Origin of the sequence: Leptospira brenneri, assembly GCF_002812125.1 — a bacterium.
Taxonomy (GTDB): domain Bacteria; phylum Spirochaetota; class Leptospiria; order Leptospirales; family Leptospiraceae; genus Leptospira_A; species Leptospira_A brenneri.
The window spans coordinates 290,026-313,798 of the sequence record NZ_NPDQ01000005.1 but is presented as its reverse complement, the minus strand read 5'-3'; the positions used below and the strand labels follow the sequence as shown (position 1 = coordinate 313,798).

The window sequence follows — 23,773 nt, the reverse complement described above, 5'->3', positions numbered from 1 at the left end:
AAAGTTGGTTTTATGAAGGTTTTTGTATTCCGAACTGTTACGTTTCTTTTTCTTTTCTCCTTATGTTTTCAATGCAATAAGGAAGTAGTGAATGCCGAGGAATGGTTTGAAAACCATAAAGAAGACCGGGTTCTGGGTCTTTCTAATAAAGAATTTGGAGTTTTACCAACTTCCATTGGAAACTTAACTAAAGTTGAAGAACTCACTCTCCAATACGACTCTCTAAAAGAACTGCCCAAAGAAATAGGGAACCTCAAACAATTAAAGATCTTAAATCTTTTTGGTAACCCCATACAATCTTTACCAGATGAGATTGGTAATTTAGAAAACTTGGAAGTTCTACTTCTGGGAAGAACCGAACTCAAAGAAATTCCACCTGTCCTTTCTCAATTGCAAAACTTAAAAACTCTTGCCCTGGACGAAACCAAGGTGCAACTAACAGAGGCTGATGTTGAAGTAATCGCGAGCCTTCCGAATTTGGAAATCCTTGACCTAACTCTGATGCGGGAATACAAAACCCTCCCGAAAAATCTCGCCAAACTCAATCACTTAAAACACCTCGTTTTGCAAAAGACCCTACTTGAAAAATCGGATGTTGCAAGGCTACGGGATGAACTACCCAAGGTTCGAGTCAAACTCTAAGAACTAAGGATTTTTTTTCCGTTTTCTCTTTGGCCTAGACCCCAAACATTGGTCTTAATATGGCCAAACCAGAAACGGAAAATCCCTATTCTAAAACGGTTCTTCTCCCAGAGACCTCTTTTCCCATGAAAGCCGACCTGGCAAATCGTGAGCCGGGTCAAATTAAGATTTGGAAGGATAAAAAAGTCTTCCAAAAGATGAAGGAGATTCGTAAATCCAAACCTTCATTTGTATTACATGATGGCCCTCCGTATGCCAATGGAAATTTCCATGTGGGCCACTCTCTCAATAAAATTTTAAAAGACATCATTGTTAAATCCAAAACCCTTTCTGGTTTTCAAACCGATATGATTCCTGGATGGGATTGTCATGGACTTCCCATCGAAGTACAAGTGTTAAAGAACCTTGGGAAAGAAGCAAGGAACACAAGCCCTAGTGAACTTAGAAAAAAATGCCGTGAGTATGCGGCAGAATTTGTTGGCAAACAGGGTGATGACCTAAGTCGCTTTTTATGTTTTTGGGAAGAAGATCGAAAGTATCTCACCATGGCTCCCGAATTTGAAGCAAGGATCGTAGAAGTTTTTGGATCTCTTTTTGAAAAAGGATATATTTACAAAGGAAAAAAACCAGTGTATTGGTGTATCGATCTAGCAACTGCCCATGCGGAAGCAGAGATCGAATACCAAAACCATGTATCCCCTTCTATCTATGTAAAGTTTGCCGTTAAGGGAGAAAAAGAAACCTATTGCCTCATTTGGACAACCACTCCTTGGACACTTCCCGCAAACCTTGCGATTTGTTTTAACGAGGAATTAGAATACTCTCTTTTCCAATCTGATACCCATGGCAGACTCATCCTTGCTGATGGATTAAAAGAAGCCGTAGAACAGAAAACAGGGATCACACTCACAAAAATTAAATCCCTATCTAATGCGGATTTAAAACAAATGACCTTCTTACACCCGTTTATCGATCGTGAATCCATTCCTCTTTTCGGTAACCATGTCACTCTCGATGCAGGAACGGGCTGTGTTCACACGGCTCCAGGTCATGGAACAGACGACTACCGTGTGGGAACCGCGGCTGGCCTTCCTCCTCTTTCTCCAGTAGATGATTACGGCCGTTATACGGACGAATTTGAAATGATGAAAGGGATCAAAATTTGGGATGCCAATCCTAAAATCGTGGATCTCCTTAGGGAAAAAAATGCCCTGGTCCACTACTCCGAATTCACTCACTCCTATCCCCATAGTTGGAGGAGTAAAAAACCTCTCATCTTCAGAGCCACACCCCAATGGTTTTTTGCAATCGACCATGCGGGACTCAGAGAAGATTCTTTGAAAGCCATAGACAAAGTTCAATGGATTCCTGATTGGGGGATCACTCGGATCCGTTCTATGGTGGAATCAAGACCTGACTGGTGTTTGTCGAGACAAAGAAACTGGGGAGTTCCGATTCCTTCCTTTACATGTAAATCTTGTGGGTTCACTCATTTAGATGACAAAACCATAAAACACTTCATCCAAATTGTCAAAAAAGAAGGGATCGAAGTTTGGTATGAAAAAGAAGCCAAAGACCTTTTGCCAGAAGGAACAAAATGTTCCCAATGTGGTTCGGAAGATTTAAAACAAGATAAAGATATTTTAGACGTTTGGTTTGATTCTGGAGTTTCCAGCTTTGCGGTGTTTGGTGAATCGTTGGATACTGAACCAGCAGACTTATATTTAGAAGGTTCTGACCAACATAGAGGTTGGTTCCAGTCTTCGCTTTGGCCTTCTATGGCAATTCGAAAGAGGCCACCTTATAAATCAGTCCTTACTCATGGTTATGTGTTAGATGAGAAAGGTCACGCCATGTCCAAATCCCTTGGAAACGTGATCAATCCCACAACCGATATCATCAACCAATTTGGTGCCGATATTCTCAGACTTTGGGTATCCACACAAGACTTCCGAGATGATGTCAAAATTGGTAAAGATTCAATCAAAACGGTAGCAGAGGCTTACCGTAAAATCAGAAATACCTTTCGTTACCTTTTAGGAAATACAAAAGCAGAAACACTTCAGTGGAAGCTAAAAAAAGAAGATTTAGAATCTATCGATAAATACTATCTACATAAGTTAGCAAAACTCAATGAAGATGTGAAAAAACTTTATGAGAATTACCAGTTCCATCAAGTTTACCATCGTGTTTTGGTATTTTGTACAGTAGACTTATCTCAAGATTATTTTGAAATCATTCGGGATCGGATGTACTGTGATGCCAAAGATTCAAAAACAAGAAAGTCTTCTGAGTATATCTTAGCAGTGATTTTAGAGACCTTATCGAAACTCCTGGCACCCATTCTCTCTTTTACAACCGAAGAAGTTTGGAATGAATTTGGTTTAAAAGATTCCGTATTTTATTCTGATTTTTCTGATCTCTCTTCTTGGATAGATCCAAATTTGGAATCTGAATTTACACCGATCTTTCAAACCAAAGAAGTGGTACAAAAAGCTTTGGAAGAAGCAAGAAAACTCGGCAAACTTGGGAAATCTCTCGAAGCGGAAGTTCTCATAACCGGTGATTCTTTAAAAGATACAAAGTTTTCTAAAGAAGATTTAAGCCTTTTCTTTGTGGTATCAGAAGTTTCCTTCGATAAAAACGAAATCAGTGAAGTATTCTCAGAATGGAAAGGGGAAAAGGATTCCATCCAAATTAGAAAACCACGACATCATGAATGCCCTAGATGTTGGCGCCATGTTTCCGAAACAGAAGGAAAACTTTGTGTTCGTTGTGAGGGAGTTGTCTCCAAACTTTCTGCTAAATAGTTTCTATTTAGTTTTTGAAATAGATTGAAAACCATTATGATTCAATTTTTTAATTCAGATTTTATCGCTCAATTTATAAAACCTAGTTTGGTTTTTATATTAGCTGGACTCTGTGAAATTGGTGGTGGTTATCTTGTATGGTTATGGGTTCACGGAAACAAATCCATTGGATGGGGAATTTTAGGATTTGTGATTTTAGGTTTGTATGGACTGGTTGCCACCTGGCAACCAGCTAATTTCGCAAGAACCTATGCAAGCTATGGCGGAGTTTTTATCGTTATGTCCCTGTTATGGGCTTGGAAATTTGATGGCTTCATTCCGAACAAGTTTGATCTAATCGGGGCGGCAATCGCACTCGTCGGTGTATCCATTATTTTTTTTGCCCCACGATAATTGATCCACCTTCCGCTTAAACCTTTTACTCAAGAAACAAAACGTCCGTTAAACTTTACCTATATCAATTAGTTTTCTTTCTAAACTTACGAAGAAACCTACCTAAGATAATTTCGGCTTCCGCTAAACCAGTAAGGCCCGCAATGACAAAGTAAATGGTTGTCGCAGGAAGGATGGAAACCACCAAACAAATCCGACTGACGTTGGCATAACCAAGTCCCAAACTTTCAGAAAGATAGGAAACCAAATATGGTTTTGTTACCCATTCCGAAAGAGCCAACCATAACAGAAGTCCGAGTAGTGCCGGAATCATTTTTAGAATCCGCAACCAAACAGTCGCAAACGGAATTTTTACTTTATGTGATTTTAAATAGAACAATAGAAGAGAAGAAGTCACAGAAGCACTAAATGCCGATGCTAATGCAATGGCAGAATGTTTTAAAAAATACATAAGCCCAATACTCACCACCACACTCAAAACAAAAGAAACTAGTTGGATCCGAAGTGGAGTTTTTGTATCGGAAAAAGCATAATAAGAAGAAACCAATACCTTATTGATGCTGTAAAAAGGAATGGCAAAAGAATAAAATACCAAAGGATAAAAGGCCGTAATGGTTGCCAAATGATCCCACCTTCCTCCAAAATAAATCGAATCTAAAACCGTCTCACCTAAAACCGCCAAACCAATGCTTGCCGGAAGTGTTAAAAAAAATGCAAAAGATAAAACATCGGCGATTTCTTTCGGAACATTTTCTTCCCTTCCTTCTCGAAGGTCTTTGAGTAGAGAAGGAAGGATGGTTGTCGCAAGGGCCACCCCAATGATCCCTGTCGGAAGTTGGACTAGTCTTTGTGAATAATCCAAACTGACCACAGCACCAAGTCCTGGGTTTTGATTTTGAATGTAATTGGCTAGGAAAATATCCACAAGAAGTCCTATTTGATAAAAACTTCCTCCAAGGGCCGCGGGCAACATCAGTTTAAAGATTTTTTTAATGGCGGGATGGCGAAAGTTTAAACGAAAGATAGGGCCGTATCCCCTTTTGTAAACATACCAACCTTGGACCAGAAGTTGCAGGACTCCTCCTGTCACAATTCCATAAGCCAAAACAAAAACCTTATCTCGAATTTCATGGTAAAAAGGAAATACAAAGATAAAAACGATCAAATAACTGAAGTTAAGGATGATGGGAGATAAGGAAGGAACAAAGTAATGATGGTGGGAATTGGAAATCGACATAAAAATCGATGACAAACTCGCCGTCATAATCAGAAAAAATAAAACTAACGAAAGTTCTACGACAAGTGCCCCGTATTCAGGAGATCCTCCCACAAGTGCTGGTAAAAACCCTGCTGCAAAAAACCAAAAAAGGGCCACAAAGATAGACAAACATAAAAATAAAAAACTAAGAACGGTTCCCGACATCATTCTAGCTTCTTCCACACCCATCTTTTCATATTCAGAAAAAATAGGCATAAAGGATTGGCTTAATGTCCCTTCCGCAAGCAGGTTCCGAAACATATTAGGAAGGCGGTAAGCCACACTAAAGGCAGAGGCGACCATTCCTGTCCCAAAACTAACAGCCATAAAGTGGTCACGAACGAGACCTAAAATTCGAGATAAAAAAGTATAAAAAGAAAGGGCAAGTGATCGTCTGGCGCTAGACTCACTCCCCTTGGCTTGTTTTGTCATAAAACCAGACTTTAAAGTGGATTCAATTTTTCAAGAAAACGGATAGAACCACCTGGGCTCATTTGGAACTGGGTGGAACAACCTGGACATTCATGTTTTCCAAATTTATGAAGCCTAAGCCTTGTCCCACAAACCTCACATTGGATGATTCGCTCCAAGGCCTCCAATTGTTTGGTTTTGGATTGGATGTAATTCGGAACGGCAACACCAATACGTTTTTCTTCTGATTCAGGAGAGGTTTTATAAACAGCAAACCTTCTTTCGAGTTCATTGTTTAAGGTCTCTTTGATCTCCAAACGAAGGCTATTTAGTTTTTCTTCTAAAACAGATTCCATTGGTGAAGAACTTGTTTTGGGAATTTCAGGACTCTCTTTGGAATCAGGAATCGATTCCAACTGCGAAATAGGATCTTTGGAAGAATCTTTTTCTTTGGATTTACCGGTAAAATAAAATCGAATCCTGTTTTCCTCAGAAGAAGTCTGAGTAGGTTTCGATTCTTTTTCCACTGGTTTTGTTTCCGGTGCGACTTCTCTTCTTGTGTCCATTTGTAAAAGAAAGGATTCCGCTTGGGAATGACCACGAAAGATGGGAAGTTTTTCAAAGAGTCCAACAAGACTTAGAACATCTTCCACTTCTTGTTTCACTCCATAAATCGCATAAACCGCCCCAACCTTTCTGATCTGTTTATGAATTTTCACTAGAATGCTAATTCCATTGGAAGTGATAAAGTCCAAAGCTCCAAACTGAAATAAGAACTTTCTATATCCTTTGTTTAATTGTGATTCAAAGTAACGATAAAAATCTTCGGCACTGGTTCCGTCCAAACCACCTTTCAACTGGATTGAAAATACTTTATCTTGGGCTTCCATAATTTATCCTAAAAAAATCGCATCACGAATCGGTGTTTGGTGAGAATCAGAAGGAACTGCCGAAACAAGTGCCTCCCCAGAAAGGATCTCCACTTCATTTCCAGTTTCACTCTTCGTATCTACGACCGCTGTTTTTTCTTCCGTCAAATCAAGAACTGGTTCTAAATTGCTTTCTTTTGGTTCTACAGTTTTTTTCTCAAATAAAGGCAAACCTGAAGACTCTTTCGGAGTTACAGAAGAATCTTTTGCCACTAACATTGTATAGGCAACAAAAGCTCCAGTCAAAATCAAACTCACAACAAAAGCAAATAGAATGTAATTGAAAACCATCCATTCTACAAGTTTCCATTGGTTTTCAAAGAGTAATCCGAGATTTCCTCTTTCATAAACCAAAATCACAAGTCCTGTCACATCGAGTGTTCCCGGTTTATAAAGTGGTGCAGTGAGTCTGACAGTATTAGACTTTGCCAGTGGCAAATAAGAAAGTACCCATTCAAATCCAGATCGAACCTTCGGATCTCTTTTAGAATTGAGGATAGGATTTTCTCCATTTTCTGGTTCTGACCATTGCCATTTTTTCATCCGAATTCCTTTTTTAAAAAAGGTGGAATGAAGAAGTGTTTCGTCCGGTTTTCTTTTTTTTAATTCATCCGGTGTATAAATGGTATCAGTGGATACAAGAAGAGTGGCATCACTAGAATATAAACTAATCTTTTGGATATAAAACTCTTCAGGATCATTTTTAGATTGTTCGACATAACGACCAAACATTTTCTCAAGTTCCACATAACCTTCGTTCTGTAGTCTCTGTTCTGAACTTTTTGCGAGTGCTAAAGTCAAATCACGAGCTCTATGGTCAGAAACAAACTGTTCTTGGGTGAGAGCATTCTGCAAAGATTCATAAAAAGTCCAAACCACGGCACTGAGAGCCAAGATTTCACAGAGGAAAAAGAAAAGTATAAAGGATAGAAAAAAACGTGAATATTTCATAGATCCCCCTTATACTTTTCGGCGGATTCTCTGAATTTACAGAGGAAATTAAGGAAGTAGGTCTATAAATGTTTTAGCAAAACTTTCCACAAATTCTCTTCTTTCTTTCGGGAAATCTACAGGTTTTCCCAATCTTTGGAGGGAAGTCATATCTTCTGATTTGGCACCACAAGGATTGATGAGAGAAAATGTTGATAGGTTGTTCATTGCATTCAATGCAAATCCAAAACTTGTAAAATAAGACTTCGCAAAGATTCCTTCCGAAACAAGTTTCAATTTTGGTTCTTCTACTGTATAGAGTCCAGGTGCCTTGGGATTTTCTTCTAGTTTCAATCCCCAGGTTTCCCAAATAGAATCCACCAAACTTCGATTGAGAATCCTTAAAAAATCTCCCAAACTCAAATTTCGTTTTTTCAAATCAATTTGTAAGTATCCCACAATTTGACCGGGTTCATGGGCAGTAAAATCTCCCCCTCTTGGCAAAGTGATGAGCTCCACCCCCATAGCAGAGAGAACACCGAGGGAAACCAAAAGATTTTCCGCTTTCGCACCTATGCCCCCTGTTAAACATGGACTGTGTTCTAAAAAGAGCAGAGATTCCCTTCGATTTTTCCTGGAATTTTCCTGGAATTTCACGTATCTTGTGTACGAAACAATCGAAGGAAACAGATAGGAAGGAAGTCCTTTTCGATGGAGAAACTTTGTCATGCGATCCTTTGGATCCTCGAAAAATCACCCAATGGTAGAGCCCGCCTCGATTTGGCGAAACTCCTCTACTATTCGGATGGTGTTCATTTCCAAAAACATGCGGAGATGATCACAAGAGGAGACTATATCCACTTAGAAGACTCCCCTTACCCCGTCAAACTGAACGAAGCACTTTTATTTTTGAAAGAAAAAGGTCATATCGATGTCATTCCCAAAATTGAAGGAAACGGAATCCAAGGATTCACTTTGCGTTTCCTAAAACCGATGGAGGGACTGGTTCTCTCCCGGGAAGACAAACGGGTGATGATGAAGGTAGTCGAAGCCTTCCGTGGTCGGGTTGTGGACGAAAATCGCCATTATCCCAATCTTTATGAAAACTACGTGGTCACCCCGCTCTTCGATGCCATTCCTTTTTCTGTAGAACGAATCAATACGAAAATCCATGTTCTCGTACAAAAAAGCCTTTTGAATCTATCGGGCAAAATGTTTAGGGTTTTATTTGAGAGGTCAGAATGATCATCACTGTTTGCAAAGGCAAAATCCATAGAGCCGTCGTCACTGAGGCGGAACTCCACTACGAAGGTAGTCTTACCGTTGACCAAGACCTGATGGATTTGGCTGGAATGAGACCTTATGAACAAGTTTCCGTAGTGAACGTTAATAATGGAGCCCGATTTGAAACCTACCTGATCGTGGGAGAACGCGGTTCGGGAACCATCTGTCTGAATGGGGCGGCCGCTAGACTGGGAATGAAAGGGGACAAGGTCATCATCATCACTTATGGTCAAGTCGAAGAAAAAGAGCTTTCCGTAGATTACAAACCCAAGGTAGTCTTTGTGGACGAGAACAATCGCCCGAAAAAAGCCTAATTTCCCTAATTTTTCCGGGCCATTTCTTCGATACTAACTGTATAAACCAAATTGGTAGTCGGAACATGAACAAAACAATATTCGCCATTTCATTCACCCTACTCACTTGTGCTCTTTTTGCCCAAGAAACAGGGAATACACAAGGGACACCGGGTACTGCTGCTTCCAAAGACAGCCGTGACTTGTATCCACTTTCTATGTATGATTCAAGGATCCGCCTTAAAACTGTAAACTTTGTTAGACGACATGCTGATACAGGGAAAGGTGAATTTTTGGATGTCCAAGTAGAATTAGAATCTCGAGTTCCAGACAACCAAGAATACGCAATCTACGTTCTTGCTGGACACGAAAACGATAGGACCAACGCAGAGGAAAGAAAACTCATTCCTTATCCTGCTTGGAGAAAGTCCGATCCAGAAAAAGAAGATAGAACTTTATACTTTTCGAATGTAATGCCAACTCCAGTCACAGCAAAAGAAATCTGGGGTGAAGAAACTTATGCAAAGAAAAAAGCAGAAGTAGAAAAACGCCACTATGCAGGATTTGAAGCAGAAATGCCAGAACCTACATTTACAGAAGTAGTAGATTACCTTTGTAAAAACAATGCAAAAGCACTACCTTTTACTCTCTTCGGTGAAACAGGTCCTACAAAAGAAAAACAAGTAATGTATAACTATGTAGCGCAAACCGAAGATGAGAAAAAACGCCAAGTGCACGAAACTCTTCCAAAACACACATATACTATTTACAATAACAAGTATCGTACGACCATTACAAGTCATCACTATACCCAATACCGACCGAACTTTCTTTCTTTCAACAAAGTAGCTGTTCTTGTATTTGATACAAAGAAACCAACCAACAGCCTTCTTTTTAGAAAGTTTATCGATATTGCTGATTTAAAGATTACTTATTAAGCAGATGAAAGTCCAAGACGAAACTTTTTGTCTTGGACTCGAAGCGCTAAGGCTGACCTAAGAAAATCGAATCCGATTTTAGTGGTCAGTGCCTTCCGGGCGGATGGGGGGAAATTGTTCCGAAGCCCTCACCCTCCACTCGTCCTCCGGATGGTTCAAATGCAACCAACCGTTCGCAAAATCCCAACGACCATCCAAATCTAAAAAATCCCAGAAAACGGCCTGGTTCATGTATTTGTAGGTGTCGAGGAGATCGAGTAGATCTCTTTGTTTCCTTGGAGAATTGTCCATTCTATTCCAGTTTCGGTAAGATCTCAACCTGGTCGATGTTTTTTATGGACAAAACCAATCCAATCTGCCGAAAATGATACCAGCCATGGCGATCACAAAGGAAAAAAAGGCCGACTTCAACGACAAACTGGTGGATTTCAAAAACTACCTAGAAGAGCTGAAAAAAGAAGCCAATATCTACAAAGTCCAAGCCAAAAAAAGTAAGGACATGGAACCTTATTTCAATATTTCCCTTGCCATCAATTCCATCAAAACAATTAACACCTGTATTGTGATCAATGAACTTTCCACTGCTATCTTAGAAATCAACAACAACAACTATTTAGAAACAGCAAGAAAGGAAATTTATAACTGCATCTCCTATATTGAAAAAACAGTAGGAAACAATGTGGATGGTTCTCTTTCCGAAAACAAAGAACTACTTGTAAAAATAGAAAGACTCACGCCCACACAAAGGTTAAACCTAATCAAAGGCCTCCAGCAAGCTATGAAGAAAACCTTGGCTGCCTTTGGACCCAACTCCAAATGGAAATGGTCCTGGCCGGACATCAATTTCAGAGTTGCGGCTTGTACGAAAAATCTTTTTGATTTTATCGCCTACGAAAGGGAACAAGACCTTGAAAATCCTTATTACTACATTCGCAAAGAACACTTCAATCTTGTCATAGAACTTGCTAACCAAGCCGCACAGGATTATAGGACAAAATTTGAAATGTCTACACAAGATTCCACAGATTTGAAACATTCTGTAGAAATGTTGGAGATGAACCGCAAAATTTTCCAAATTACTGGCGAAACCGAAGATTTGGAAAAAACAAAAACTCTCATCGAGTCCTTCCAACAGAAGATCACAGATCTAGAGTCCGACGATAAAAAGAAAAAAAAGAAACAATAATCGACGTTTTTCCCTAGAATCCCCAGTCTAGTTTATAGAAAGGGGATACTTTTCAAAAAAGGAGAATTCGAAATATGGCACTTACGGAAGTCACTGACGCCAATTTCAAAGCAGAAACTGCTAAGGGCGTTGTACTCGTGGATTGTTGGGCGGAATGGTGTGGACCTTGTCGAATGGTGGCTCCAGTTCTAGATGAACTATCGCAAGAAATGGCTGATATCAAAATTACTAAGCTTAATGTTGATTTTAATCAGAAGACAGCGCAGGAATTGGGAATCCAATCCATCCCTACTCTCCTTCTCTATAAAGACGGAGTTTTAGTGGATAAAGCAATTGGTGCTTTACCAAAACCGCAAATCAAAAAATTTATAGAAAATCACAAGTAGGAAATAAATTATCCCCTAATGGTCAGTTCAGAACCGAATGGTTTTACCGCTCTCCCTAGAGGGGGATATTTAGTCGATACATCCGAAGGGTACATCCAAATTGGGTCCCCTCCGGAAACAATTAAAGACACCATGGGGCTCGAAAAGAAAACCCCTCTGGTGTTTGTCCTTCCCAATAAATTCTTTCATGTCGAAAAAGGGATCTCCATTGCGGAGTTAGAATTCCCTATTTACTTCAACTTCTTCTTTCGCGGTGGCAAAAAAACATTTATCATTTGTTCTCCCGAACAAAAAGAACAGCTAACTATTGTTCTCGGGGAATCACTTATGGGTCCACAGGAACTCAACCTGGCTTCTGAGTTTATTGATGGGACGGAAAGTTTTGGATTTCCCGATATCAAAGCCGAAATGGCTCATTTTCGAAGTTACAAAACCATGGAAGAAGTTGTGGAATTTGTTCTATTTGATGAAAATCATAAAGCACAATTTGGAAAAATCACCATTGAACAACTTCCCTCCAATGAGTTTCTGATTGTGGACGGTGATAAAAAAATCAAAACTCCGGGAGAAGTCGACTTCCATGTGAAGTATGATATTGGAAAGAGACTCGAAGAACCTTTCCAACCTCCCCTCATCGGAATCACTTGTCTTGGACCCTCTCACGGTTTTGACCCCACAGACAATACTTCTGGTTTTATCATTTGGCTGAATGGCCAAGGGATTATGGTAGATCCACCGGTAAACTCCACCGAGTGGTTACGAGAATCCAATGTAAATCCTAAGTTTATCAACTCCATCATTCTCACACATTGCCACGCAGACCATGACGCAGGGACCTTCCAAAAAATTTTGGAAGAATCCAAAATCACAATTTATGCCACAGCTACCGTAATGGAATCTTTCCTTAAAAAATACTGTAGTTTAACAAAGATTCCACGTCGCGAAATTACAGACTTATTTGACTTCATTCCTGTGGTTATCGGAAGGCCTACCATCATCAACGGGGGTGAATTTTATTTTCACTATGCCCTCCATTCTATTCCTTCTGTGGGATTTGAATTTTTCTTTCAAGACCAATCTTTCTATTATACTTCTGACCACTTAAATGATCCAGAAGCCTTTGAACTGATGTACAAAAAAGGTGTGTTTCCAGAAACAAGATACCAGTTTTTAAAAGACTTTCCTTGGGATCGGAAAATCATCTATCATGAAGCGGGAGTCCCACCCCTTCATACAAAAATCAGTTACCTTGCTTCTCTACCGGAAGAAGTGCAAAAAAGAATTACCGTTTATCATATCGCAGCCAAGGATATGCCAGAGGGAAACCACCTAACTCTTGCTAAGTTTGGAATTGAAAATACCTTGTATCCGGAGATCACTCCTCCCAAACACCAAGAGGCTTTCCAACTTTTAGAGATCCTCTCACAAATTGATATTTTTTCTGGATTCCCTATTGAGAAGGCCAAAGAGTTTTTACAAATCGTAAAAGAAGAAAGATTTCGTCGTGGGGAACAAATCATCAAAAAAGGAACTCACGGAGATAGATTCTTTATCATTGCTTCTGGGAACGTACGTTTTGAAGGACTGTCGGGAGATCCAACAGCAGTCAAACGATATGGAACTTATGAGTATTTTGGGGAAGCTTCACTGATTTTAGATACGGCCCGCCAAGCCGATGTGTTTGCTGAGACTGATGTTCTAGCCCTCACCATTGAAAAAACCAGATTCTTCCAGTTCATCCGTGGATCCAAACTCCACGAAAACCTAACCAAACTGAATAGCATCCGAGAGACCAATACCTGGAAAACCCTCACTGAATCTCAGACTTTCCGAGGACTCACCAGTTACCAAGTCACCCAACTCGAACTCATTTTGAAACTAGAAACCGTCAAGAAGGAAGCGGCCCTGATCGAAGAAGGCCATACCTTTCATAACGCCTTTATTGTCCGCTCCGGTACGGTTGTTGTCATGCAAAATCACAAAACCATTCGGGAACTCGGTGCCGGTGACTTTGTGGGAGAAATTTATTCCCTCACCAAGAACCTACCTTCCAATTTTAGTTTCATTGCCTGGCCGGGAACCGAACTCTATGTCCTTTCCGAAGAGGACGCGATTCAGTACATTAAGAAAAATCCCGGTGTCTACATGAAGCTGAACACTGTTTATAATTGACCTCATTTCGCCATTTCTGTAACATTTCCATATCAAGGAGTCACAAATCAATATGGAGCGTATCCTCCCCTTTACAGAAGAACACCATCAATTCCGCGAGATGGCTCGGAAATTTTTTGAAACAGAAGTAAAACCACACCACGAAGAATGGGAAAAAAATCATATCGTCCCCAAAGAAGTTTGGAGAAAGGCTGGAGAGAACGGTCTCCTTTGTCCTGATGTTCCGACAGAATACGGCGGATCTGGAGCCGACTTTCTTTATAACATCATCATCATTGAAGAATCTTCAAGGGTTGGAAATAGCGGATTTTTTATCTCCCTCCATAACGATGTCATCGCCCCATACATCTCTACCTATGCAAGTGATGAACAAAAGAAACGTTGGCTTCCGAAATGTGCTTCGGGTGAATCCATCCTTGCCGTTGCGATGACAGAACCAGGTGCTGGTTCTGATTTAAAATCCCTTCGGACAGGTGCCATCGACAAAGGTGATCACTTTGTGGTGAACGGGCAAAAAACATTTATCTCCAACGGACAACTTGCTGACCTCATCATCACGGCTGTGAAACACGATAACGGAACGATTTCCCTTGTGATGATTGAAGAAGGAATGAAAGGTTTTGAAAGAGGACGTAACTTAGATAAAATCGGACTGAAAGCCCAAGATACTTCCGAATTGTATTTCAATGATGTGATTGTTCCCAAAACAAATCTTATCGGAAAACAAGGACAAGGTTTTCGTTACCTCATGCAAAAGCTAGCCCAAGAAAGATTGGTTCTTTCTGTGGCTGCAGTAGAAGCAACAAGACTTGTACAAACCTTAACTCTCCAATACATCAAAGAAAGAAAAGCTTTCGGTCAAAAGATCGGTTCCTTCCAAAATACAAAATTCAAAATGGCGGAAATGGCAACAGAACTCGAAATGGCTCAAGTATTCTGCGATAAAGTGGTCATGGAACATATGAAAGGTGAAAACACAACTGCAGAAGCCTCTATGTGTAAATGGTATACAACTGAGATGCAAAAACGTCATACCGATGAATGTTTACAATTCTTTGGTGGATATGGTTATATGATGGAATATCCCATTGCAAGAGCTTACCTCGATGCAAGGATCCAAACCATCTATGCAGGAACCACAGAGATCATGAAGGAAATCATTGGTCGTAGTTTAGGTCTTTAATTTCCTAATCTCATTCCATTTTTCCATTCTAACACTTGGAAAACAATAGAGGTTAAACAAAAACCCGGCGCATTGCCGGGTTTTTTATTGGAATCAAAAAACATAACAGGAGTTAGCCTATTATAAAAACAGACAATTCTGGTTATACTTCTGACCCCTCCACTGCTCCTACTTCCGCTGTTTCCTTTCGCAAATCTGTTGTCAGTCGCATGGAACAAAAATGAGGGCCACACATAGAACAAAAATGCGCTTTTTTCATTCCGTCTTGTGGGAGTGATTCATCATGATACGAACGTGCGAGTTCCGGATCGAGAGAAAGCGCAAACTGATCTTCCCAACGAAATTCAAACCGAGCTTTGCTCAGTAAATCATCTCTTTCTTTAGCACCGGGATGGCCTTTGGCAAGATCGGCTGCATGGGCGGCAATTTTATAGGCAATCACTCCATCCTTTACATCTTGTTTGTTCGGAAGGCCCAAATGTTCTTTCGGTGTCACATAACAGAGCATAGCTGTTCCATACCAAGCAATCATCGCTGCCCCAATGGCCGAAGTGATATGGTCATACCCAGGAGCAATGTCTGTTACGAGTGGTCCGAGTGTATAAAAGGGGGCTTCCATACAAATTTCTTCTTGGAGGCGCACATTTTCCTGGATGAGATGCATGGGAACATGACCTGGTCCCTCTACCATGACTTGGACATCATCGGCCCAGGCACGTTTTGTAAGTTCTCCCAAGGTTTTTAGTTCGGCAAACTGGGCTTCGTCATTGGCATCGTTGATACAACCAGGACGGAGTCCATCTCCGAGAGAATAGGAAACACCGTATTTTTGCATAACTTTTGTGATCGCATCAAAATGTTCATAAAGAAAGTTTTCTTTTTTATGATGGTTACACCACTTCGCAAGGATGGATCCTCCCCGAGATACAATCCCAGTAATCCTTTTGTCTGTTAGATGGATATAATCACGAAGCACACCGGCATGAATTGTAAAATAATCTACCCCTTGTTCGGCCTGTTCTTCCAAGGTTTCTAAAAATACATTGATGTTTAAATCTTCTACTTTCCCCTTCACCTTTTCTAAGGTTTGGTAAAGAGGAACAGTTCCAATCGGAACCGGAGAATTTCTGATGATCCACTCTCTTGTTTCATGGATGTTTTTTCCCGTAGACAAATCCATTACCGTATCAGCTCCCCAGTGCAGTGACCATCTCAGTTTTTCTACTTCATCATCAATGGAAGACAAGATAGCTGAGTTACCAATATTGGCATTAATTTTCACTAAAAACTTTTTCCCAATGATCATTGGTTCCAGTTCCGTATGACGTTTGTTTGATGGAATGATGGCACGACCAATTTTTACTTCATTCAAAACAAACTCAGGAGTCATTCCTTCCCGTTTTGCCACATACATCATCTCTTCAGTGATGATATCTCTTTTTGCATAATACAACTGGGAAAAATTTTTATCACCTCGAGATTCCCGTGATTGGATCCAAGATTCTCGGAGTTTAGGAATTCCTTTTTTATAATCGTATTCATTTTCATGAATACAAAACATTCCTTCTGTTCGGTAAGACTGAAACTTGGTATTGTTAGAAAGTGTAATGGTTGTTTCTGGAATGGTGATGGGATTTGGTGATTTGGTTTCCATGGTCGGTTTTTCCTTGGCCGGAACCAACCCAAAGAGAACTAACAAAGAAAACAAAAAAGGAGAAAAAAATTCTAACTAAAACATTCAGGCGAAAAACACCTGAAACGAATTTCTTTCATTTTTCACGTTTCCCTTCGCAAGCATTACCAGGATCAGGTTCAAAAAGGGTATTTCTCAGCCGGTTCCCCTCCTCTTTGAGATCAAAACCTGGCACCCCTAACGGTTACCCAACATTTACCTAGTTTATCATTTTTTGACAATCCATATTCGAGGGAAAAAGGAAAGAAACTTAGAATGATTACAAGTTTTTTTAAAGATTTTGGCACAGCTAAATGTTTCTAACCCACCAAATAGATTAGAAAATTAAGATATACTGATCCAATAAGTGAATGACTTTACTTTAATTCTCGGCCTTGTCTTACCATACGATTGACATAGACCTGTAGGTCTTGTTTGCCCTTGGGACCAATCTCTGTGAACTGAACCCCATAAACTCCCGTTTCTTTGGATTTTTTTCCAATCTGTTTGATCACACCGCGAGCAAGAAAATCTTCCAAATCACCAGGAAGAGCTACCAAGATTTCGACAGTTTCGTTCATATCCCATTCATCAAAATGATTGGGGGCGATGATCCCAACACCGCCAACACTTATGTCACTCGCTTTTAAAACATCAAGAAGCGCCGTTCCCATCAAATGGATTTCGACTGGATCGGTTTCTAGTGGTTTTACGCGGACATATTTCCTTTTTTCTTGGATTGGGGCCATACTCTCATATTCTAAGGAAATTCCAGATTGTAAACCAGGAAATAGAATCGTCTCCATTTGTTAAGAAAACATAGACCAATCTCCGATATTTGGTATAATGGGGTCGAAATGAAATTCCGAATTGGCGTAGTTTTTGTTTTAGTTTGCTCGGGTCTCCTTTTCAGCAGTTCGCTCCAGGCAAAGGTAACATGTACAGGAGATGCCTGTACCATTCTTCCTGCAAGCATCCAATCCCAAATCAATAGCGTAGACTCTGCACTCCAACTCCAATACACAGACAAAGTCCTTACCTCTATGTCGGAAGCCGCAGTGATTTCCAATATCAACTCCTCACTTATGGGACCTGGAATTGTAAACCGTTTCCAAGTGGGTGCCGGTATGACAGTGGCTGGCCAACAAAAAGAAGATATCAATGTAGCTTACCAAAATTTAAGTTTCCAAAAACTCCCAAACGTTGGAGCTTCCCTAGCACCTAACTTTATCGTGGCGGTAAATTTAGGATGGCTGATGGGTGGTGGCCCTTCTGATACAGAACCTGAGTTAAAAACCTTTCTCCATCGATTTAATTTATACCTTCACGGATTTAAATTTAACTTTGCCCAAGGTGATGTCCAAAAAGCAGTAGAATCTCAAAACAAAAATGTCGAGTTAGGTGGAGACATTACCAACGGTGGGTTTACATTACGATTTCATATCATTGAAAACTATTCCGATGGAATTGGGCTTTTTGAATTTTCTGGAATCTCGATGGGGCTTGGCCTCCATTACCAAAGACAAGAGATCGACGTCACTTATAACGATAAAAAAACACAAACACTCACTTTAGGTCCTGCGATTGGAACCTGGGGTGGTTCCACCACATTTAACTATTCTAGTACGGTAACAAGTGTTCCCTTAGACATTCGAACCGGCTTTCGAATGTTCTACTTCTTTACTATTTTTGCAGGTGCCGGGACTGCGATGAACTTTGGAAGTTCTACTCTCAATTTATCTCGATCCGGCCCCTTAACACTAGCCTTAGATTCCTCGGCCATTTCCGCCTCCTTGTCTCCAGAAATTGCGGCTCTCATCCCTGCTTCTTCCCTTGGGCAAACCAAAACGGGAACCTTAGCCATGGACCTCAGTGGAAAGGCACAAGCACCTAACACAACAAACTTTCTGATTGCAGGGATCGAAATCAACGCCCTCATCACCAAACTCACCGTAGAGGCAGTGGTAGCTCAAAATGTACAATCGGTGATGGTTGGAGCAAAATTTTCCTTCTAACGAACACTTGGCATCTTTTTTGCAAATCCATTGAATGCGGCTTTATTAGAACCGATCCAGGGATTTCCTGCCATCGTTTGCTTAAGTTCTAAGCAGAATGCCGATTTTAAGGGAGAATTCTATGGCGCAAACTATGCAAGAAATCAAAAAACCCATCCTACATGTTTCTTGTGTCCCAAGAAAAGATACGACCCTACTGAAAATTTCTCTTTCTCAGGACGATTTAGGAATCCTTTACCGAGTGACTTCTGTCCTTTACAACCACGGTTGGGATATTTTAGAAGCCGTCGCGGAAACTGCAAGTGATGGACATGTTCAAGATCTATTTGTGATTCGCAGCTGGGACGGGGGCGAAATGACAGAAGAACTTTTGTCTCAAATCCGGACTGACCTCTATTCCCTTTTTTATGAAGGAAAAACGGTGGCGATGTACTTACGTGAAAATGCAAAAGAAGAAGTACTGGTTCGTAAAGTGGGAGATACAGAAGCCACTCTCAAACTTTATAATCCAATTTCTTCAGATTTTACCGTTATGGATTTGCGAATGAAAGACACTCCGGGAATTCTTTTTCAGATCACTGAATCTCTATTCCACTTAGGAATTGATATCATCAGTTTTACAGCCAATAGTTTTGACGGTAAAATTCGAGATAGTTTTTTACTTCGCACTTCCTTAACGGGAGAAAAATTAGATGAGAAACTTGTGTTTCCCATGCTTCGTGCGAAATTAGAATCTTTTCTTTAAGTTGTTTTTTCTTTTTGAGTATAAAGTAAAATTCCAAATCCAATGAGAAGGATTAGGGAAACAAAAAACGCCAAACTAGGCCCTTTTTGAAAGTATAACAAAGAAAATACGACTGGTGAAATGGCTCTTCCGAGAGAACCAAAACTTCGGAAGAGTCCAAGAGACCTCCCCAAATCCCCTTTCCCACTCTCCAGGGAAGCAAAGGAAGAAAGCCCTGGGTTGACAAGTGCACTCCCAAAAGCCAAAAAGAATAAAGAAATAAAAAGTCCCGTAAAACTAGTTCCAAAACTAACCAGAAGCCCCATCCCAATCACCACAAGGACTGCTCCATAAAGAGAAATTCTTTTTTCTGAAATTTTACCAGAAAGCCTTCGAACCACACCACCTTGCACGAGTATGATGATGATTCCAATGTATAAAAATGTAAAACCAATCTCTTTGGGAGAAAATTGAAAACTATCAGAAAGAAAAAAGTTCACAACAAATTCGAATCCAGAAAAACTAAGTACAAATAGTAAGTTGAGTAAAGAAATACGAACCAAATTCCTAGATTCAATTTTCTTTAAAGAAAGGAATGGATGGATTTCTTTTTCAGGAACCACTTCTGGTTTGTTATGGGGTAAAAATACAAAAACTAAAATCACTGTGAGTAGAGAAACCAAAATCGCAAAAAATGCAGAAGCAGGAAACACAACCACAGATCCTTCCTTATAAAAGGAATCCAGAAAGGTCCACTGAGAACTGATTCCTCCGAGGAGTGGACCCATCACAAACCCAAGACCAATTCCAGCTCCAAGAAACCCCATCCCTGCGGCTCTCGATTTTTCGTCTGTTTGGTCTGCCATAGCGGCAGAAGCTACTGATAAATTTCCACCCATCATCCCAGTGATCACTCGGCTTAAAACAAACATCCAGAACTGTGAAGAGAACAACCAAAGAAGATACCCAATAGTGTTGCCAAGAGTGGTAAAAAGTAAAATGGCTCGCCTTCCCGAATGATCGGAAAACCTTCCCCAAACTGGAGCTGCAATAAATTGTAAAAAACTATAAATACTCCCTAGTATCCCACCAAACAATACAAAGGTATATTTTGTGTCCCCACCAAAGGACAAAAGGTTCGCAGAAGAATAGAACATTCGAAACAGAGCATCATCACCCTTTAATAAGAAGAATTCTAAGGTTTTGGGAAATAGAGGAAATAAAAGGGAAAAACCCATCATGTCCGTAAAAACAATTAGGAAAAGTATGAATTTGATTCGTTTGGGAGACGTACTCATCTAGACAAATTTCTAGGTACAAATAAAAAAAGCCACAGAAATCTCTGTGGCAATTTCTTAAATTTCACTAAGAAAACGAAAGATTATTTCGTTTTTGCTTTTTCGATCAAAGCCTTCAACTCATCTAACGTTTGTTTTAGTTTTTCCTTTACTTGAGGAGGAATTGCCGTATCAATTTGTTGGTAAATGGACTGGTAATTTGTTTGAAGTTTTGCGAGAACTTCATCATAACTAGCATTAGTTTTTCCAATCGCCCCTTGAGCATCTGCAATGGTTTTACTTAAAAGGTCACGAATCTTTTGAGACTCGGCTGATTTGTCCAATTCCCCTTTTGATTTTAGGTCATTATAAACTTTTTCTAAATCAACAACTGCAGTTTTTAACTTTTCCTCGCCAGAACGAAAAAGAGCAATTCCAGCATTCACAACATCCATAACCAATTTTTCCATACAACTTTCCTATAAAGGGCAAACGCACCTATTTTTGGATTCCAAGTTTAAGAAAGAAAAGATGGGATTACAATTAAAAAATTCTAATGTACCAGATTTCTATGAGACATAGTTAAGAGCGAAACTAGTCTTAACTATTTTCGATAAGCTTTTTGATTTGGTCTCTGATTTTGGCGGCTGTTTCGTAGTCTTCGGTTTTCAGAGCGTTTTCCAAAGTTTCTTCCAAAATCTGAAGGTTGGATTTAGGAAGGGCTTGGATTTTTTTCTCAGAAGAGATACTATCCCCTTGCATATCTTCTTCTTTCATAATGATCCCCGTTTCATCTAACACTGATTTAGCGATAAATATAGGGGCATTGGCTCTTAGAGCCAGGGCAATCGAATCAGAAGGTCTTGCATCAAGAGTGATGATCTCACCGTCTTTTTGGAGTTGGATTTTGGCGTAAAACGTACTGTCGATGATTTCTTCTATGGTAATTTTAAGAACAGTGGCACCTAGAGAGGTTAACATATACAACATGAGGTCATGTGTCATAGGTCTAGGAGGTTTGGTTCCATCGATCACGGTGGTGATGGAATGAGTTTCCAATGGCCCGATAAAAATAGGAACTACACGTTTGTCATCCGAATCCTTTGGACGAAGAAAAACGGCAAAGCCTACATTGGTCAGGCTGATATCAGAGATTTTTACTTCATAAAACTCCATACAATATCGATTCCTTTCCTGTTTTGTGGGCCCAGAAGGGCTCGAACCTTCGACCCGCAGATTATGAGTCTGCTGCTCTAACCAACTGAGCTATAGGCCCCACTGACTTCCAATCTTTCGAGGAAATAAGTAGAGACAAGCACAAAACAAAAGATTGGAGCCTAAAGCGAAAGAAAGCGGTTGGATTCAAAGAATTCGGTAAGGTCTTTACGATCACTCTTCCATTGGATCCAGATCCATAATCCAGGATTGGACTCGAGCCCAATCCACACTTGGTTACGAAGTGCGTTTTGGTTGCGGATTTGGTCTGCCTGAAAAATTTGGAAGTTTAGATTTCCCAGAGTTTTCTGGAACTCTTTTGGTTCAATCCCCCGCGTAAAGACAGAATCCTTCCAAGTCGATTTTGGATCGAAGGGTTCCAACCATGGAAGGGTTCGAACCACCATAAAAAAACCATCTCGTTTTGCAGGATAAACCGTGAGTTTTTGACTCATCAAAGATTCCGTTTTAACCACCACAGGTTCTGGAAATACAAAAGAAAATCCTTCCCAAACAAAGTTTTGGTTTGGTTCTACAAGTGTCTGTGAAAGGATAGATGAGGTAGAGATTCCGAAAACAAAAAGAGTCCATAGAAATCCTTTCATACCATGGAATTATTAGACAAACAATCTATCTGGCAAGTCAGAAATTCTTACTTAGGAGTCTATGTCCACTTCCCCTATTGTTTTAAAAAATGTGATTATTGTGATTTTTATTCCGAAGGGATTGGTCCTGGACCAGCTAACGACGAAAAGTCGCTTTTCCAATCTTACCAAAAGGAAATTTTAGATAGGACAAATCATTTTCCTGAAATTAAAAATCGAACCATCGATACCGTGTTTTTTGGTGGAGGCACTCCCTCCAAAGCTTCGCCCAAACACTGGAAAGAACTTTTAGATTTTTTACGTTCCGAGTTTTCTTTTTCAGACAATCCGGAGATTTCCATCGAGGTGAATCCAGAAGATTTAAGTTCCGATCTACTTGCCGCATACCATTCCATTGGAATCAACCGAGTGAATGTGGGAGTCCAAACCTTAGAACCGAAAGGACTCGAATTTTTAGGTCGCCATTACGATGGCGATCGTTACGGATCTCTGCTGAAGGTACTCACCCATTCTCCAATCAAACGAGTGGGAATCGATTTAATGTATGGAATTCCAGGGGTTTCCAAAGAATCTTTTTATAGAGATTTAAACCTTTTTTTAGAAGCGGGATTACCTCATTTGAGTTTGTATTCCTTAACTTTAGAAAAAGGAACCCAGTATTCTCGAGACGTTTCGGACCATAAAAAGAAAGAACCTGAAGAAGATACACAATCAAATATCCTCACACAATTACCAAACTTACTAAAGGAACATGCTTACTTGTGGTATGAAGTTTCCAATTATGCAAAACCTGGGTTTGAATCCTTACACAACTTGAAGTATTGGACTTATGAACCTTACTTAGGCATTGGGCCAGGAGCACATGGAATGATTGCCGGAAATCGATATGGCAATCCACGAAATTCAAATCTCTATCAAAAAAAACAAACCAACACAAAGTATGAGCCTGTCGACCCGGGAACCGAACTCAGTCTTACATTATTTCGATTGTTCTCTCCTTTTCGGTATTTGGATTTTATAGAAACTTATTTGGATGCAAAAACAAAACCAAAGTATTTAAAAACCATTGAAGGTTGGGAAAAAAGAGGGTTGTGTTCAATTGATGCGGGAGTATTCCAATGGAACCAAGAGGCATTACTCTTGTTAGATGATCTAATCTTGGAAATTTCTCTCTAAATTTTCCAGATTACTTTCTTAAAATTATCTTAAAAAAAGATTGCCCATAGACCCCTCTCGAAAAATACTGTTCGTATCCCGGGCCTGTAGCTCAGTTGGTTAGAGCACTCGCTTGATAAGCGAGGGGTCACAAGTTCAAGTCTTGTCAGGCCCATAAAGAAACGGGGCGTTAGCTCAGCTGGGAGAGCATCTGATTTGCATTCAGAAGGTCATCGGTTCGATCCCGATACGCTCCAAAATCCCGTTCTCTTGTCACACTCCTGTAAAAATTTCT

24 protein-coding genes and 3 tRNA genes are annotated in these 23,773 nt (G+C 40.1%); 15 read left to right on the top strand and 12 right to left on the bottom strand.

Going from position 1 to position 23,773, the window contains the following annotated elements; translation table 11 throughout:
• Positions 1–87 precede the first annotated feature (87 nt).
• Genes CH361_RS12935 through CH361_RS12925 form a run of 3 tightly spaced genes read left to right on the top strand, consistent with a single transcriptional unit; the run spans position 88 to position 3,845 of the window.
• Positions 88–642: a leucine-rich repeat domain-containing protein gene (locus CH361_RS12935; protein WP_244279856.1), complete on the top strand. Its 555-nt coding sequence runs from the start codon at positions 88–90 to the stop codon at positions 640–642.
• Between the two features lie 59 nt (positions 643–701).
• The gene (gene ileS, locus CH361_RS12930) at positions 702–3,452 is read left to right on the top strand and encodes an isoleucine--tRNA ligase (RefSeq protein WP_100791212.1); all 2,751 of its coding nucleotides are present in this window, start codon (positions 702–704) and stop codon (positions 3,450–3,452) included.
• A gap of 36 nt (positions 3,453–3,488) precedes the next feature.
• On the top strand, positions 3,489–3,845 hold the full coding sequence (locus tag CH361_RS12925; RefSeq protein ID WP_100791211.1) for a YnfA family protein: 357 nt from the start codon (positions 3,489–3,491) through the stop codon (positions 3,843–3,845).
• Between the two features lie 64 nt (positions 3,846–3,909).
• Here the strand turns inward: CH361_RS12925 and murJ are convergent, their stop codons facing one another.
• Genes murJ through lipB form a run of 4 tightly spaced genes read right to left on the bottom strand, consistent with a single transcriptional unit; the run spans position 3,910 to position 8,102 of the window.
• Positions 3,910–5,535 (bottom strand): murein biosynthesis integral membrane protein MurJ, encoded by a 1,626-nt coding sequence (murJ, locus tag CH361_RS12920; RefSeq protein ID WP_100791210.1) that lies wholly within the window; start codon positions 5,533–5,535, stop codon positions 3,910–3,912.
• An 11-nt stretch (positions 5,536–5,546) separates the two neighbouring features.
• On the bottom strand, positions 5,547–6,404 hold the full coding sequence (locus CH361_RS12915) for an STAS domain-containing protein (RefSeq protein WP_100791209.1): 858 nt from the start codon (positions 6,402–6,404) through the stop codon (positions 5,547–5,549).
• Between the two features lie 3 nt (positions 6,405–6,407).
• Positions 6,408–7,394: an LIC_12071 family protein gene (locus CH361_RS12910; RefSeq protein WP_100791208.1), complete on the bottom strand. Its 987-nt coding sequence runs from the start codon at positions 7,392–7,394 to the stop codon at positions 6,408–6,410.
• Between the two features lie 48 nt (positions 7,395–7,442).
• Positions 7,443–8,102, bottom strand: a complete 660-nt coding sequence (lipB, locus tag CH361_RS12905; RefSeq protein WP_100791207.1) for a lipoyl(octanoyl) transferase LipB — start codon at positions 8,100–8,102, stop codon at positions 7,443–7,445.
• On the opposite strand from lipB, the gene CH361_RS12900 reads away from it, so the two are divergent.
• The 3 genes from CH361_RS12900 (at position 8,085) to CH361_RS12890 (ending at position 9,888) form a co-directional block, all read left to right on the top strand.
• On the top strand, positions 8,085–8,618 hold the full coding sequence (locus CH361_RS12900; protein ID WP_100791206.1) for a type II toxin-antitoxin system antitoxin SocA domain-containing protein: 534 nt from the start codon (positions 8,085–8,087) through the stop codon (positions 8,616–8,618). The genes lipB and CH361_RS12900 overlap by 18 nt on opposite strands.
• Positions 8,615–8,971, top strand: coding sequence for an aspartate 1-decarboxylase (gene panD, locus CH361_RS12895; protein WP_100791205.1), 357 nt, complete (start codon positions 8,615–8,617; stop codon positions 8,969–8,971). The genes CH361_RS12900 and panD overlap by 4 nt, the downstream gene beginning before the upstream one ends.
• Before the next feature lie 65 nt (positions 8,972–9,036).
• On the top strand, positions 9,037–9,888 hold the full coding sequence (locus CH361_RS12890) for a hypothetical protein (RefSeq protein ID WP_100791204.1): 852 nt from the start codon (positions 9,037–9,039) through the stop codon (positions 9,886–9,888).
• 78 nt (positions 9,889–9,966) lie between these two features.
• Here the strand turns inward: CH361_RS12890 and CH361_RS12885 are convergent, their stop codons facing one another.
• The gene (locus CH361_RS12885; protein ID WP_100791203.1) at positions 9,967–10,179 is read right to left on the bottom strand and encodes a hypothetical protein; all 213 of its coding nucleotides are present in this window, start codon (positions 10,177–10,179) and stop codon (positions 9,967–9,969) included.
• 85 nt (positions 10,180–10,264) lie between these two features.
• Between CH361_RS12885 and CH361_RS12880 the strand changes: the two genes are divergently transcribed.
• From CH361_RS12880 to CH361_RS12865, 4 genes are all read left to right on the top strand, one after another.
• Positions 10,265–11,074 carry a hypothetical protein gene (locus CH361_RS12880; RefSeq protein WP_100791202.1) on the top strand — a complete coding sequence of 270 codons (810 nt, stop codon included), beginning with the start codon at positions 10,265–10,267 and terminating at the stop codon, positions 11,072–11,074.
• A gap of 74 nt (positions 11,075–11,148) precedes the next feature.
• A complete protein-coding gene (trxA, locus tag CH361_RS12875) occupies positions 11,149–11,460 on the top strand; it encodes a thioredoxin (RefSeq protein ID WP_004786415.1) in 312 nt (103 codons plus the stop codon).
• A gap of 18 nt (positions 11,461–11,478) precedes the next feature.
• Positions 11,479–13,632 (top strand): cAMP/cGMP-dependent 3',5'-cyclic-AMP/GMP phosphodiesterase, encoded by a 2,154-nt coding sequence (locus tag CH361_RS12870; protein WP_100791201.1) that lies wholly within the window; start codon positions 11,479–11,481, stop codon positions 13,630–13,632.
• A gap of 52 nt (positions 13,633–13,684) precedes the next feature.
• Positions 13,685–14,815, top strand: a complete 1,131-nt coding sequence (locus tag CH361_RS12865; protein ID WP_100791200.1) for an acyl-CoA dehydrogenase family protein — start codon at positions 13,685–13,687, stop codon at positions 14,813–14,815.
• A 142-nt stretch (positions 14,816–14,957) separates the two neighbouring features.
• Here the strand turns inward: CH361_RS12865 and thiC are convergent, their stop codons facing one another.
• Both thiC and CH361_RS12855 read right to left on the bottom strand, forming a co-directional pair.
• A complete protein-coding gene (gene thiC, locus CH361_RS12860) occupies positions 14,958–16,469 on the bottom strand; it encodes a phosphomethylpyrimidine synthase ThiC (protein WP_100791199.1) in 1,512 nt (503 codons plus the stop codon).
• 395 nt (positions 16,470–16,864) lie between these two features.
• Complete coding sequence (locus CH361_RS12855) at positions 16,865–17,236, bottom strand: PilZ domain-containing protein (RefSeq protein ID WP_100791279.1); 372 nt, start codon at positions 17,234–17,236, stop codon at positions 16,865–16,867.
• 108 nt (positions 17,237–17,344) lie between these two features.
• Between CH361_RS12855 and CH361_RS12850 the strand changes: the two genes are divergently transcribed.
• Together CH361_RS12850 and CH361_RS12845 are read left to right on the top strand one after the other, a co-directional pair.
• Positions 17,345–18,502 carry an Lsa36 family surface (lipo)protein gene (locus CH361_RS12850; protein WP_100791278.1) on the top strand — a complete coding sequence of 386 codons (1,158 nt, stop codon included), beginning with the start codon at positions 17,345–17,347 and terminating at the stop codon, positions 18,500–18,502.
• Between the two features lie 121 nt (positions 18,503–18,623).
• On the top strand, positions 18,624–19,247 hold the full coding sequence (locus CH361_RS12845; protein ID WP_100791198.1) for a hypothetical protein: 624 nt from the start codon (positions 18,624–18,626) through the stop codon (positions 19,245–19,247).
• Here the strand turns inward: CH361_RS12845 and CH361_RS12840 are convergent.
• The 5 genes from CH361_RS12840 to CH361_RS12820 all read right to left on the bottom strand — a co-directional run bounded on the left by CH361_RS12840 (position 19,244) and on the right by CH361_RS12820 (position 22,323).
• A complete protein-coding gene (locus tag CH361_RS12840) occupies positions 19,244–20,524 on the bottom strand; it encodes an MFS transporter (RefSeq protein WP_100791197.1) in 1,281 nt (426 codons plus the stop codon). The genes CH361_RS12845 and CH361_RS12840 overlap by 4 nt on opposite strands.
• Positions 20,525–20,607: 83 nt before the next feature.
• Complete coding sequence (locus tag CH361_RS12835) at positions 20,608–20,973, bottom strand: phasin-related domain-containing protein (RefSeq protein WP_100791196.1); 366 nt, start codon at positions 20,971–20,973, stop codon at positions 20,608–20,610.
• Positions 20,974–21,103: 130 nt separating this feature from the next.
• Positions 21,104–21,679 carry a bifunctional nuclease family protein gene (locus CH361_RS12830; RefSeq protein ID WP_100791195.1) on the bottom strand — a complete coding sequence of 192 codons (576 nt, stop codon included), beginning with the start codon at positions 21,677–21,679 and terminating at the stop codon, positions 21,104–21,106.
• Positions 21,680–21,705: 26 nt separating this feature from the next.
• A tRNA-Ile gene (locus CH361_RS12825) sits at positions 21,706–21,779 on the bottom strand.
• A gap of 61 nt (positions 21,780–21,840) precedes the next feature.
• On the bottom strand, positions 21,841–22,323 hold the full coding sequence (locus CH361_RS12820) for a hypothetical protein (RefSeq protein ID WP_100791194.1): 483 nt from the start codon (positions 22,321–22,323) through the stop codon (positions 21,841–21,843).
• 3 nt (positions 22,324–22,326) lie between these two features.
• Between CH361_RS12820 and hemW the strand changes: the two genes are divergently transcribed.
• From hemW to CH361_RS12805, 3 genes are all read left to right on the top strand, one after another.
• Positions 22,327–23,499: a radical SAM family heme chaperone HemW gene (hemW, locus tag CH361_RS12815; protein ID WP_100791193.1), complete on the top strand. Its 1,173-nt coding sequence runs from the start codon at positions 22,327–22,329 to the stop codon at positions 23,497–23,499.
• Positions 23,500–23,579: 80 nt separating this feature from the next.
• A tRNA-Ile gene (locus CH361_RS12810) sits at positions 23,580–23,653 on the top strand.
• 9 nt (positions 23,654–23,662) lie between these two features.
• Positions 23,663–23,735, top strand: a tRNA-Ala gene (locus tag CH361_RS12805).
• Positions 23,736–23,773 lie beyond the last annotated feature (38 nt).

Excerpts from the sequence above, each read along its gene's own strand:
- ileS (WP_100791212.1), top strand. The coding sequence starts at position 702 with ATGGCCAAACCAGAAACGGAAAATCCCTATTCTAAAACGGTTCTTCTC.
- CH361_RS12925 (WP_100791211.1), top strand. The coding sequence starts at position 3,489 with ATGATTCAATTTTTTAATTCAGATTTTATCGCTCAATTTATAAAACCT.
- murJ (WP_100791210.1), bottom strand. The coding sequence starts at position 5,535 with ATGACAAAACAAGCCAAGGGGAGTGAGTCTAGCGCCAGACGATCACTT.
- CH361_RS12915 (WP_100791209.1), bottom strand. The coding sequence starts at position 6,404 with ATGGAAGCCCAAGATAAAGTATTTTCAATCCAGTTGAAAGGTGGTTTG.
- CH361_RS12910 (WP_100791208.1), bottom strand. The coding sequence starts at position 7,394 with ATGAAATATTCACGTTTTTTTCTATCCTTTATACTTTTCTTTTTCCTC.
- CH361_RS12900 (WP_100791206.1), top strand. The coding sequence starts at position 8,085 with ATGGAGAAACTTTGTCATGCGATCCTTTGGATCCTCGAAAAATCACCC.
- lipB (WP_100791207.1), bottom strand. The coding sequence starts at position 8,102 with ATGACAAAGTTTCTCCATCGAAAAGGACTTCCTTCCTATCTGTTTCCT.
- panD (WP_100791205.1), top strand. The coding sequence starts at position 8,615 with ATGATCATCACTGTTTGCAAAGGCAAAATCCATAGAGCCGTCGTCACT.
- CH361_RS12890 (WP_100791204.1), top strand. The coding sequence starts at position 9,037 with ATGAACAAAACAATATTCGCCATTTCATTCACCCTACTCACTTGTGCT.
- CH361_RS12885 (WP_100791203.1), bottom strand. The coding sequence starts at position 10,179 with ATGGACAATTCTCCAAGGAAACAAAGAGATCTACTCGATCTCCTCGAC.
- CH361_RS12880 (WP_100791202.1), top strand. The coding sequence starts at position 10,265 with ATGGCGATCACAAAGGAAAAAAAGGCCGACTTCAACGACAAACTGGTG.
- trxA (WP_004786415.1), top strand. The coding sequence starts at position 11,149 with ATGGCACTTACGGAAGTCACTGACGCCAATTTCAAAGCAGAAACTGCT.
- CH361_RS12870 (WP_100791201.1), top strand. The coding sequence starts at position 11,479 with ATGGTCAGTTCAGAACCGAATGGTTTTACCGCTCTCCCTAGAGGGGGA.
- CH361_RS12865 (WP_100791200.1), top strand. The coding sequence starts at position 13,685 with ATGGAGCGTATCCTCCCCTTTACAGAAGAACACCATCAATTCCGCGAG.
- thiC (WP_100791199.1), bottom strand. The coding sequence starts at position 16,469 with ATGGAAACCAAATCACCAAATCCCATCACCATTCCAGAAACAACCATT.
- CH361_RS12855 (WP_100791279.1), bottom strand. The coding sequence starts at position 17,236 with ATGGCCCCAATCCAAGAAAAAAGGAAATATGTCCGCGTAAAACCACTA.
- CH361_RS12850 (WP_100791278.1), top strand. The coding sequence starts at position 17,345 with ATGAAATTCCGAATTGGCGTAGTTTTTGTTTTAGTTTGCTCGGGTCTC.
- CH361_RS12845 (WP_100791198.1), top strand. The coding sequence starts at position 18,624 with ATGGCGCAAACTATGCAAGAAATCAAAAAACCCATCCTACATGTTTCT.
- CH361_RS12840 (WP_100791197.1), bottom strand. The coding sequence starts at position 20,524 with ATGAGTACGTCTCCCAAACGAATCAAATTCATACTTTTCCTAATTGTT.
- CH361_RS12835 (WP_100791196.1), bottom strand. The coding sequence starts at position 20,973 with ATGGAAAAATTGGTTATGGATGTTGTGAATGCTGGAATTGCTCTTTTT.
- CH361_RS12830 (WP_100791195.1), bottom strand. The coding sequence starts at position 21,679 with ATGGAGTTTTATGAAGTAAAAATCTCTGATATCAGCCTGACCAATGTA.
- CH361_RS12820 (WP_100791194.1), bottom strand. The coding sequence starts at position 22,323 with ATGAAAGGATTTCTATGGACTCTTTTTGTTTTCGGAATCTCTACCTCA.
- hemW (WP_100791193.1), top strand. The coding sequence starts at position 22,327 with ATGGAATTATTAGACAAACAATCTATCTGGCAAGTCAGAAATTCTTAC.